General features: G+C 69.3%; 12 protein-coding genes. 3 read left to right on the forward strand and 9 right to left on the reverse strand.

Annotated elements, in window-relative coordinates:
* Together ABD151_RS06105 and glnA are read right to left on the reverse strand one after the other, a co-directional pair.
* Positions 1–422, reverse strand: a 422-nt coding sequence (locus ABD151_RS06105) for a DUF6932 family protein (protein ID WP_343992353.1), incomplete at its 3' end; no start/stop codon positions are given.
* Between the two features lie 336 nt (positions 423–758).
* Positions 759–2,177 carry a type I glutamate--ammonia ligase gene (glnA, locus tag ABD151_RS06110; protein ID WP_343992355.1) on the reverse strand — a complete coding sequence of 473 codons (1,419 nt, stop codon included), beginning with the start codon at positions 2,175–2,177 and terminating at the stop codon, positions 759–761.
* Between the two features lie 216 nt (positions 2,178–2,393).
* On the opposite strand from glnA, the gene ABD151_RS06115 reads away from it, so the two are divergent.
* Together ABD151_RS06115 and ABD151_RS06120 are read left to right on the forward strand one after the other, a co-directional pair.
* Positions 2,394–2,783, forward strand: coding sequence for an RDD family protein (locus ABD151_RS06115; RefSeq protein WP_343992357.1), 390 nt, complete (start codon positions 2,394–2,396; stop codon positions 2,781–2,783).
* Positions 2,784–2,836: 53 nt separating this feature from the next.
* Positions 2,837–3,709 (forward strand): SCO4651 family lipoprotein, encoded by an 873-nt coding sequence (locus ABD151_RS06120; RefSeq protein ID WP_343992359.1) that lies wholly within the window; start codon positions 2,837–2,839, stop codon positions 3,707–3,709.
* A 103-nt stretch (positions 3,710–3,812) separates the two neighbouring features.
* Here the strand turns inward: ABD151_RS06120 and ABD151_RS06125 are convergent, their stop codons facing one another.
* From ABD151_RS06125 to lipB, 5 genes are all read right to left on the reverse strand, one after another.
* Complete coding sequence (locus ABD151_RS06125; protein ID WP_343992361.1) at positions 3,813–4,511, reverse strand: DUF4191 domain-containing protein; 699 nt, start codon at positions 4,509–4,511, stop codon at positions 3,813–3,815.
* A 54-nt stretch (positions 4,512–4,565) separates the two neighbouring features.
* Complete coding sequence (lipA, locus tag ABD151_RS06130; RefSeq protein WP_343992390.1) at positions 4,566–5,477, reverse strand: lipoyl synthase; 912 nt, start codon at positions 5,475–5,477, stop codon at positions 4,566–4,568.
* Between the two features lie 156 nt (positions 5,478–5,633).
* The gene (locus ABD151_RS06135) at positions 5,634–6,623 is read right to left on the reverse strand and encodes an ABC transporter permease subunit (protein ID WP_343992363.1); all 990 of its coding nucleotides are present in this window, start codon (positions 6,621–6,623) and stop codon (positions 5,634–5,636) included.
* Positions 6,623–7,549: an ABC transporter ATP-binding protein gene (locus ABD151_RS06140; RefSeq protein ID WP_343992365.1), complete on the reverse strand. Its 927-nt coding sequence runs from the start codon at positions 7,547–7,549 to the stop codon at positions 6,623–6,625. Before ABD151_RS06140 ends, ABD151_RS06135 begins: the two co-directional genes overlap by 1 nt.
* Before the next feature lie 118 nt (positions 7,550–7,667).
* Positions 7,668–8,390 carry a lipoyl(octanoyl) transferase LipB gene (lipB, locus tag ABD151_RS06145; RefSeq protein WP_343992368.1) on the reverse strand — a complete coding sequence of 241 codons (723 nt, stop codon included), beginning with the start codon at positions 8,388–8,390 and terminating at the stop codon, positions 7,668–7,670.
* Positions 8,391–8,468: 78 nt separating this feature from the next.
* Between lipB and ABD151_RS06150 the strand changes: the two genes are divergently transcribed.
* On the forward strand, positions 8,469–9,056 hold the full coding sequence (locus tag ABD151_RS06150) for a hypothetical protein (protein ID WP_343992370.1): 588 nt from the start codon (positions 8,469–8,471) through the stop codon (positions 9,054–9,056).
* Here ABD151_RS06150 and ABD151_RS06155 read toward each other — a convergent pair.
* Positions 9,031–9,918 carry a TIGR01777 family oxidoreductase gene (locus ABD151_RS06155; RefSeq protein ID WP_343992372.1) on the reverse strand — a complete coding sequence of 296 codons (888 nt, stop codon included), beginning with the start codon at positions 9,916–9,918 and terminating at the stop codon, positions 9,031–9,033. The two genes, ABD151_RS06150 and ABD151_RS06155, sit on opposite strands and share 26 nt — an antisense overlap.
* Position 9,919: 1 nt before the next feature.
* A partial coding sequence (sucB, locus tag ABD151_RS06160; protein ID WP_343992374.1) for a 2-oxoglutarate dehydrogenase, E2 component, dihydrolipoamide succinyltransferase occupies positions 9,920–10,949 on the reverse strand: 1,030 nt, incomplete at its 5' end.

Raw genomic sequence — 10,949 nt, forward strand, 5'->3', positions numbered from 1 at the left:
CTCACCTCCAGAAAGCCCTTCGTCAGGGTCGTGCCCTTGACGTTCGTCCACATTCTCCGCCAGTAGCCCTCAGCCTTGCGAGCCGCCGTACGGTCAGGATGTCCCTCAGCGTAGGTCGGAACGAGGAACGCGTCGATGCCCCACCTGTCCCTTGTCGAGTGTCCATCCATAAGGTCGCTCAGGATCGCCTGCTGTGGTGCGTCAAGCGCGTTCAACGCATCACCGTCGATGAAGGTCACAACGTCGATATCGCCGGGATCGACCTTGCCCGTGACGTAGCTGCCGTTCACCCACTGGCGCTCGATCGGAACGATCACGGCGACTGCCTGCCGGTGCAAGAGCCACTGGTCGTACAGTCGCTGGCGCGTCTTCGATGCCGCGAACGGTACGACGAAGTGCTCATGGACCTGCTCTGCGGTCACCTTGACCAGTCCCGTTGGTAGCAGTCCGTTTGCGTCCAGCATTCCGCAGCCCCCTTCGCCTGATCAGCGCACGTTACCGGTGAGGTCCGACTGTTGTCCGTGGAAAGCGGACATTCAGGCGGGTTCGGACCAACGTCGCTCGACCGTCTCAAGGCGAAGTGACAGTGCCTACGCCTCCCGGGTTGCACAGGCGGATGCCTGGTCGGAGCGCAGCGTCGATCTGGGCGGAGTGACGCGCAGTGTCCTGCCGGCGCTGCCTGCTGCAAATGAGCGATGGCCCCAGGGAAACCCCAAGGCCATCGCTCGATCGTGTGCGCGACGCGATCAGTGCACGACTCAGATGTCGTAGTACAGCTCGAACTCGTGCGGGTGCGGGCGCAGCTGCACCGGCGCGATCTCGTGCTCGCGCTTGTAGGAGACCCAGGTGTCGATCAGGTCGGGGGTGAAGACGTCGCCGACGGTCAGGTAGTCGTGGTCGGCCTCGAGCGCCTCGAGCACGGCGCCGAGCGAGGTGGGCACCTGGTCGATGTCGGCCATCTCCTCCGGCGGGAGCTCGTAGATGTCCTTGTCGATCGGGGCGGCGGGCTCGATCTTGTTCTTGATGCCGTCGACGCCGGCGAGCATCAGTGCCGAGAACGCCAGGTACGGGTTGGCGGACGGGTCCGGGAACCGCGCCTCGACGCGCTTGGCCTTCGGGTTCGCGCCGGTCAGCGGGATCCGGATCGACGCGGAGCGGTTGCGCGACGAGTAGACCAGCGAGATCGGCGCCTCGTAGCCCGGCACCAACCGGTGGAAGGAGTTCACCGTCGGGTTGGTGAAGGCCAGCAGCGACGGCGCGTGCTTGAGGATGCCGCCGATGTACCAGCGTGCCAGGTCCGACAGCCCGCCGTAGCCGGCCTCGTCGTAGAACAGCGGCTCGCCGCCCTTCCACAGCGACGAGTGCACATGCATGCCCGAGCCGTTGTCACCGAAGATCGGCTTCGGCATGAAGGTGACCGACTTGCCGGCCTCCCACGCCGTGTTCTTGATGATGTACTTGAACTTCATCACGTCGTCCGCGGCCTTGAGCAGCGTGTCGAAGCGGTAGTTGATCTCCGCCTGACCGGCCGTGCCGACCTCGTGGTGCGCCCGCTCCACCAGCAGCCCGGACGCCTCCAGGTTCTTCACCATCACATCGCGCAGGTCGGTGTAGTGGTCGTACGGCGCCACGGGGAAGTAGCCGCCCTTGAGCCGGGTCTTGTAGCCGAGGTTGTCGCCCTCCTTGCCCGAGTTCCACCAGCCCTCGACCGAGTCGATGTGGTAGTAGCTCTCGTTGACGCCGGTCGAGTAGCGCACCTGGTCGAAGATGTAGAACTCGGCCTCGGGGGCGAAGAACGCGGTGTCCGCGATCCCGGTCGAGTCGAGGTACGCCAGCGCCTTGCGCGCGATGTTGCGCGGGTCGCGGCTGTACGCCTCGCCGGTGATCGGGTCGTGGATGAAGAAGTTGAGGACCAGCGTCTTCGCCTCGCGGAACGGGTCGAGGTAGGCGGTGGTCACATCCGGGAACAGCGACATGTCGGATTCGTTGATCGCCTGGAACCCACGGATCGACGATCCGTCGAAGCTCAGGCCATCCTCGAAGACCGACTGGTCGAACGAAGAGACCGGCACGGTGAAGTGCTGCATGATGCCGGGCAGATCGCAGAAGCGGACGTCGATCATCTCGACGCTCTCGTCCTTGATGAACCGGAACAGCTCGTCGCTGTTTTCGAACATTCGTCCTCCTAGGCCGCGCCGAGGGCGTCCTCGGCTCCGACCGCAGTAGCGCGGATGGAGATCCCGATGCGACGCTGCACCGGGATGAGCCTCTGAACCTAGACAGAGGCAGTTTCTCGACAATATCCGCTTTGTTTCGGGTAGGTAACACGTTAGCGACCACCTCCAGGTCGCCCGGCAGGTCGCGCGCGAGGCTCGCCCGATAGGCTCTGAGGCGTGGATCAGACAGCCTCGTGGGCACAGCGCGCCCTTGCCCTGCTCATCGACTGGACCGCCTCGGTCCTGGTGGTGATCGGCTTCATCGGCCTCGACGGCTACAGCAACGACCCGGCGGCGTCCCTCTACATCCTGGGCGTCTTCGTCCTCGAGTCCACGCTCTTCACCGCCTTCCTCGGCGGCTCCTTCGGCAAGCTCGTCTGCCGCCTGCGGGTCGTCAACGTGGACGGCTCCGGGCGCCCGCTGAGCCTGTTGAACTGCCTGCTGCGCCAGGTCATGGTCGCCCTGGTCATCCCGCCGCTGGTCTTCCGTCCCGACGGGCGCGGCCTGCACGACATGGTCACCAAGTCGGCCACGATGACGCTGGCCAGTCTCCAGGGCCGTCGCTGAAAATCGGCGCAATCGGGGTTTAGCCCGCCCACTCCTTGGCTATGTTGACGGGCATGCGTATCAAGCAAACCCGACGCCGCCTCGCCGCCGCCGCGATCACTCCGGTGGTCGTGCTGGCGTTGGCCGCGTGCACCGGCGACGACGACGACTCCAAGAGCAGCGACAAGGAGACCACCTCCCAGGCTGCCGGTGAGTCCACCGACCCCACCCCGACCACGCAGGAGAGCACCGACACCGAGGAGTCCTCGGCGCCGGTTCCCGCCGGCGACGTCAGCGCGGACGAGTTCACCAAGCTGATCTCCGACGGCCTCGACAAGTCCACCAGCGCCAAGTTCGCCATGCAGGTGACGGCGTCCGGCATGAGCATCGACGCCACCGGCGTCATGGACTACAGCCAGTCCACCCCCGCGACCCAGATGAAGATGAAGATGGGTCAGATGGGCGACATGGAGGCCATCATGGTCGATGACACCATGTACATGAAGATGCCGGCGGCAGCCGGTGGCGCCGCGGGCAAGTGGATGAAGATGTCGGTCAAGGACGCCATGGGCGGCCAGACCGGCGGCGGCATGGGCGCGCTCGACCTGCGCAAGTCGCTCGAGCTCTTCACCGAGGGCGTCCAGTCCGTGCAGAGCAAGGGCGGCGAGAGCATCGACGGCGTCGACACCACGCACTACGTGGTCACCGCCGACCTCGAGGCGATCAGCAACCTGATCGGCAGCGGAGCGGACACCGCGCAGCTGCCGAGGACGATCACCTACGACATCTGGCTGGACGGCGACGGCCGCTTCACCCAGATGAAGGCCGACATGCAGGCCGCCGGCAAGATCGTGATGAACCTGACCGACTGGGGCACCGAGGTCGACATCAAGGCCCCGCCGGCCAACCAGGTCACCGAGATGCCGGCCACGGGCACCGGCGGCTGATCATCGGAGCCGAGGGGCACCGCTAGCGATCAGAGACGCGAACGAGGCGATGGGATCAGATCCCATCGCCTCGTTCTCTTCGTTCAGCGGGAGCCGGTCAGGCTCAGCGGCCGCGCAGGTTGCCGCGCTGGCCCTTCATGCTGGTCGGCACCGGGCCCTTGGGCAGCGGCACCGCGGAGCGGTTGGCGTCCAGCGCCTTGAGCCGGAAGAGCACGTCGGTCATCTGCGGGCCCTTGAGGCCCTTGCCGAGCTTGGTGACGTGCTTGACCAGCTTGGGCAGCGGCACCTCGCCCTCGCCGTTGCCGCAGACGACCTCGTGGATCGGGGTGTCGGCGACGACGCGCTCGTGCTTGCGGCGCTCGGTGGCGAGCAGGCCCTTGACCCGGTTCGGCGAGCCCTCGGCGACCAGGACGATTCCCGGCGGGCCGATCACCCGGTGCACGACGTCCTGCTGCTTGGTGACGGCGATCGCCGAGTCGACCTTCCAGCCACGACGCAGCATGCTCAGCGCAGCGGCGGCAGCACCGCGCTGACCGTCCATCTGGTGATAGGCGGCGTTCTGCGCGCGCCGGCCGAAGACGATCATCATCAGCAGCAGGCCGATGAGCAGCGCACCGAGCACCGGGAAGAGCCAGAGCGGACCGGGCAGGAACGAGAAGAGCGCGAAGCCGATCACGGCACCCACGATGAAGGCGCCGAGCATCCAGGCGGTCAGAAGCCGGTCGGTCTTCTTGGCCATCCGGTAGGTCTGCACCAGCTGCTGGCGGCGGTTCAACTGCTCAGGCGGGGTCGGAGTCGACATCACTGCTCTTTCAACAAGGGGTCTTCAACAACAGGGGGTGCGGGCGCCCGCGGCTCAGGCCTCGGCGCTCAGCGTGCGGCGCTCCAAGGCCTGACGGTACAGGCGTCCGGCGCGGTAGGAGGAGCGAACGAGCGGGCCCGACAGGACGCCGGCGAAGCCGATCTCCTCGGCCTCGGCGGCGAGCTCGACGAACTCCTCCGGCTTCACCCACCGCTCCACCGGGTGGTGGCGCAGCGAAGGACGAAGGTACTGGGTGACCGTGATCAGCTCGCACCCGGCCTCGTGCAGGTCGCGCAGCGCCTGGCTGACCTCGTCGCGGGTCTCGCCCATGCCGAGGATCAGGTTCGACTTGGTGACCAGGCCGAACTTGCGTGCCTGGGTGATCACGTCCAGCGAGCGCTCGTAGCGGAACGCGGGGCGGATCCGCTTGAAGATCCGGGGGACCGTCTCCACGTTGTGCGCCAGCACCTCGGGCCGCGACTCGAACACCTCGGCGAGCAGGTCCGGCTCACCGTTGAAGTCGGGGACCAGGTTCTCGACGCCGGTGTCCGGGTTGAGCTCGTGGATGGCGCGCACGGTCTCGGCGTAGAGCCATGCGCCGCCGTCGGGGAGGTCGTCGCGGGCGACGCCGGTGATGGTGGCGTAGCGCAGCTGCATCTTCTGCACCGACTCGGCGACGCGGCGCGGCTCGTCACGGTCCAGCGGCTGCGGCTTGCCGGTGTCGATCTGGCAGAAGTCGCAGCGCCGGGTGCACTGGTCGCCACCGATCAGGAAGGTGGCCTCGCGGTCCTCCCAGCATTCGAAGATGTTCGGACAGCCCGCCTCCTGGCAGACCGTGTGCAGTCCTTCGGACTTCACCAGGTTCTGCAGGGACTTGTACTCCGGCCCCATCTTGGCCCGGGTCTTGATCCACTCGGGCTTGCGTTCGATGGGGGTCTGCGCGTTGCGCACCTCGAGCCGCAACAACTTGCGGCCCTCCGCGTTGGGTGCTGCGGGGGAGGTGGCTTGCGAGCTGGGCTGCTGGGTCTGCGGCGCTTGCGTCACGGCGTCCACTCTACGCCGCCGACGGTGAGGGCCCTCAATCCGCAGGCGGCGCGAGATGGCGCCTGCGGCGCCCCTGAATCACGGGACGTCGCGACGCCGGAACGAGGCGAGCGAGGCGGCCACCGCAGCGAGCACCAAGGTGCCGAGGAAGAGGCTGCCGCGCAGCATCGAGATGGTGCGCTCCTCCTCGCCGCAGTCGCTGTCCCAGCAGTTGCTCGGCCAGTACGTGTAGTCGAAGCCGTTCTGCAGGAACGCGAGTGCGTGCATGGTCGGCTGCCACTGGATCGGGTCGGCGATCGGCATCAGGCCGACGATCAGCGAGCTCAACGCGGTGACCACGACGACGACGCCGAGGGTGGCCACCGTGCTGCGGAAGAACATGGTCAGCGCGAAGCCGGCGAGGGCTGCCGCGGCGCCGAGGATCATCGCCCGGCCGGCGTGGCCGGCGACGTCGCCCCACAGCGAGCCGGGGACGCTGACGTCGCGTAGCGCGGCGCCGGTGCCCAGCACCGCCCAGAAGACCACCAGTCCCAGCAGGGTGAGCACGGCTCCGGCGAGCGCGACGGTGATCCCCTTGGCCCACCACACCCGGGTCCGTCGTGGCTCGAAGAGGAGCTGGTTGCTCATCGAGCCGGAGGCCCAGTCCGCACCGACGAAGGTGGTGCCGAGCAGGATCGCCAGGATCACCACGATCGCGGCGACGGCGGAGGCGGACTCGTCGAGCTGAGCGGGCAGATTCAGCACGCTGCGATAGAGGTAGTCCTGCCAGTTCTCGCTGTCGGGGTAGTACCCGACCATGTCGCGACAGGCCGAGGCCGGATCGTCGTCAGCCGTCACCCCGTAGCCAGACGGGTCCGCGACGCAATCGTCATAGGCGGGGCGGCTCATCTCGGCCGAGTACTGGGCGTCCTCCTTGGCCCGGGCGATGTCGGCGTCACTGACCGGGCGGGTGTCCCACAGCACTCCGGCAGCGATCAGCAGCGGCGCCACCACGGCGCCGAGCAGCATCACCAGCACCGCACGACGCCAGCGCAGCCGGGTCAGCTCGACCTTGAGCAGGCTCCTCATCAGGCCACCTCCGCCTCGTGTGCGGCGCTGGTCAGCTGCAGGAAGACGGACTCGAGGTCACGGCGGATCGGGCTCAGCTCCTGCAGGTGGAGGCCGTGCTCGGAGAGGGCCCGGGTGATCTGCGCGGAGTCAGCGTCGGTCTCCACCAGCAGCCCGCTCTCGTCGGTGGTCACGGCGAACCCGGCGGCACCGAGCACGGCCGCCGCGCGGGCGGCGTCCGCGACCACGACCCGCCAGGCCGACGTGCCGGCGATCAGGTCGGCCACGTTGCCCGAGGCGAGGGTCCGGCCCTCGCCGATGATGGTGACCGAGTCGCAGACCTGCTGCACCTCGGCCAGGATGTGCGAGCTGAGCAGCACGGTGACGCCGGAGGCGCCGAGCCTGCGGATCGTCTCCCGGATCTCCCGGATGCCGGCCGGGTCGAGGCCGTTGGTGGGCTCGTCGAGGATCAGCAGATCGGGCTTCTTGAGCAGGGTCGCGGCGATCGCCAGGCGCTGCTTCATGCCGAGCGAGTAGCCGCGGTAGTGGTCGTCCTCGCGGCCGGTCAGCGAGACCTCGGCCAGCGCCTCGTCGACCCGGCTGTCCGGCTGTCCGATGGAGCGCGAGAGCAGCAGCAGGTTCTGCCGACCACTGAAGTTCGGCGCGAACTTGGGAGACTCGACGACGGCACCGATCCGGTCGATCACCTCCGGCAGCCGCTGCGGGACCTCGACCCCGAACAGCCGCATCTGGCCGCTGGTCGCGGCGGCCAGGCCGAGCAGCATCCGGATCGTGGTGGTCTTGCCGGAGCCGTTGGGCCCGAGGAAGCCGTGCACGCCCCCGGCCGGCACGGCGAGGTCCAAGCCGCCGACGGCCACTCGCGTCTGCCCGCCCCGGCTGCGGAAGGCCTTCCGCAGCCCGTGGGTCTCGATGACCAGCTCGCTCAACGTTGCGCCCCTTAGCTCGATGTGCGTTCGGGAGATCTTCGCAGTCTCCTCACCTTTGACGCGGTGGGCGCGCCAAAGGTTCGCCGAGCGGGGGCGATCGGTTTGCGGAACCGGCGCCTCAGCGCTGCGCGCTCGGCGCGATCAGGCTGATCCGCGGGGGCTCCGGGCGCGGCTCGTAGTCCGGCGTCGCCTGGTAGTCGTTCCAGGAGAGCAGGTCGGCCAGATGGGTGCGCACCGAGGGCAGCACGTCCTCGACGGTGACCGGACGGCCCGCCTCGGCCGAGAGCGTGGTGACGCCGGCGTCGGCGATCCCACACGGCACGAACCGGTCGTACCAGGCCAGGTCGACGTCACAGTTGAGGGAGAAGCCGTGCATGGTGACCCCGCGGCTGACCCGGATCCCGATCGCGGCGATCTTGCGCTCCGGTCCGCGGGCGTCTGCCTGCAGCCACACGCCGCTGCGGCCGGGGACCCGCGCGGTGGTGACGCCGAAGTCGGCGCAGACCGCGATCAGGGCCTCCTCCACGCGACGCACGTAGTCGACGACCTTGACCGCCTCCGGCAGCTTGACGATCGGGTAGCCGACCAGCTGGCCGGGGCCGTGGAAGGTGATCTTGCCGCCGCGGTCGACATCGATCACCTGCGCGCCGCCGGGGTCGGCGGGCCGCTCGTGCGGGTCGGTGCGCTTGCCGGCGGTGTAGACCGGAGGATGCTCCAGGAGCAGCACCACGGGGTCGGCACCGGCCACGACCTGCTCGTGCACCCCGCGCTGCAGCTCCCACGCGGCGAGGTAGTCGACTGCCTGGTCGCCCAGGCCTGCCACACGGAATTCAAGGCTCACGACGTCGACCCTACGCCTGCGGTCGGGGGCTGTGGATGACGGGATGCGGGGGAGCGGGATCTACCTGAGAGTAGGTTCATGACGACGCGACGGATGCTGACCCTCGGGGTGGTGCTGGGTCTGCTCCTGGGTGCCGTCGTGGTGCTCGCCGCGCTGCGCAGCGCCCCGTCGCGCACGGTCGAGGTGGCACCGGATCGCGGCGCTCCGGTTGATCGGGGTCAGGTCGGGGCGCGCGCCGAAGCGGTGGGCGCGGAGCCGCTCCCACGGCCCTCGGCGCTGCGTGCGTTGGCGGTCCTCACCGCGTGGAGCGAGCGGCGCAGCCGGGCCTGGGCCGCAGGCTCGCCGGAGCAGGTGCGCGCCCTCTACGCCTCGGCCCGCGCGGCCCGTGCCGAGCTCGCGATCTGGCAGGCGTACCGACGCCGGGGCCTGCGCGTGGAGGGGCTGCGCAGCCAGGTGGTCGCGATCCGGGTGCTGAGCGAGCAGCCCGGCCGGATCGCGCTGCTGGTCGACGAGCGGAGCGCCGGTGGCCGGATCGTCGGCGACGGGGTGCCCCACCAGGTCGCGCTGCCGCAGGACGGTGTCGATCGACGTCGGGTGGTGCTGGTGCACGGTGCCGACGCGGGGTGGCAGGTGGCGCGTGTCAGCGCGCGAGACCGGCCGCGATGACATCGCGGACGTCGTGGTCGGCGAAGCGGTACCCGGCGTCCTGCAGGGCGTGCGGCACCGCGCGCAGCGAGCCGAGCACCTCGGGCGCCATCGCTCCCGCGGCGACCTTGATCACCGGAGCGGGCACGGCGAGGAAGGCGGGCCGGCGCACGGCATCGGCCAGCGCACGGGTGAACTCGGCATTGGTCGGCGTCACCGGGCAGCAGAGGTTGATCGGGCCGTGCATCTCATGGGTCAGCGCGAAGGTGACGCCGCCGACCCAGTCCCGCAGCGAGATCATCGGGAAGTACTGGCGACCGGAGCCGAGCCGGGTGCTCAGCCCGAGCCGGGCGAGCTGGCGCAGCGGACCCAACGGAGGTGCGGCGGCGTCCATCACCGGAGCCGTGCGCAGCACGCAGACCCGGGCACCGGCGTCGCTTGCGGCCACCGTGGCGGCCTGCCACTGCCGGGTCACCCGGGTCAGCAGGGCATCGCCGCGCGACTCCGCGGCCTCGGTGACCTCGTCGTCGCCGTGATCGCCGTAGAAGGAGATCCCGTTCCCGGCCAGGAGGACCGGGGGTGCGGCTGCCCGGCCGATCGCCTCGGCCAGCACCGCCGTCGTGGTGACCCGGCTCTGCAACAGCTCACGGGCCCACTTCTTGGAGTGGGGGTTGCCGGCGGTGGGGGAGCCGGCGAGGTTGACCACGGCGTCGGCGTCCGCGATCAGGCCGGAGTCGACGAAGCCGGCGTAGGGGTCCCAACGGGACTCGCCTGCGCCGGCTTCGCGACGCACCAGGCGGGTGACCTGGTGCCCTTGCTCCGTCAGGTGACGGCAGAGCGAACGACCCAACAGACCGCTCGCACCTGCCGCCACCACGTGCATGTCAGACCTCGAAGACGCCGGCCTCGAGGCGACCCTTGACGTCCTGGAGGAACCGAGCGGCGTCGGCGCCGTCGATGATCCGGTGGTCGTAGGTCAGCGACAGGTAGCACATCTGGCGCACCGCGATCGTCTCGCCGAGGTTCGGGTCGTCGATCACCACGGCGCGCTTGACCACCGTGCCGGTGCCGAGGATGGCGACCTGCGGCTGGTTGATGATCGGGGTGTCGAACAGGGCGCCCACGCTGCCGGTGTTGGTCAGCGTGAAGGTGCCGCCGGAGAGCTCGTCCGGGGTGACCTTGTTGTTGCGGGTGCGGTCGGCCAGGTCGGCGATCTTGCGGGCCAGGCCGGCCACGTTGAGGTCACCGGCGTTGTGGATCACCGGGCTCAGCAGGCCGCGCTCGGTGTCGACGGCGATCGACAGGTGCTCGGCGTCGAAGTAGGTGATCTCACCGGCCTCGACGTCTGCCTGGGCGTTCAGCGCCGGGTGCTGCTTGAGCGCGTCGATCGTCGCCTTGGCGAAGAACGGGAAGTAGGACAGCTTGACGCCCTCGCGCGCCGCGAAGTCCTTCTTCACCTCGTCGCGCAGGCGACCGATGTTGGTGACGTCGACCTCGACCACCTGGGTGAGCTGGGCGGAGGTCTGCAGCGACTCGATCATCCGCTTGGCGATGACCTTGCGCAGGCGGCTCATCTTCTCGGTCTTGCCACGCAGCGGGGACGGCGTCACCGGGGCGGCTGCCTTGCCGGCAGGAGCAGCGGCAGCAGCCGGAGCCTCAGCCGGCTTGGCGGCGTCGAGGACGTCCTGCTTGCGGATCCGGCCACCGACGCCGGTGCCCTCGACGGTGGAGAGGTCCACACCGTGCTGGGCAGCGAGCTTGCGCACCAGCGGCGTCACGTAGCCGGCCTCACCGCTCACCGCGGCTGCGGTGGCAGCGGGTGCGGCGGCAGGGGCGGGTGCGGCGGCGGGAGCCGGAGCGGCAGCGGGCGCCGGAGCCGGGGCCGCAGCGGGTGCCGGGGCGGGGGCGGCAGCG

The organism is Nocardioides dubius (genome assembly GCF_039528155.1).
Classification (GTDB): domain Bacteria; phylum Actinomycetota; class Actinomycetes; order Propionibacteriales; family Nocardioidaceae; genus Nocardioides; species Nocardioides dubius.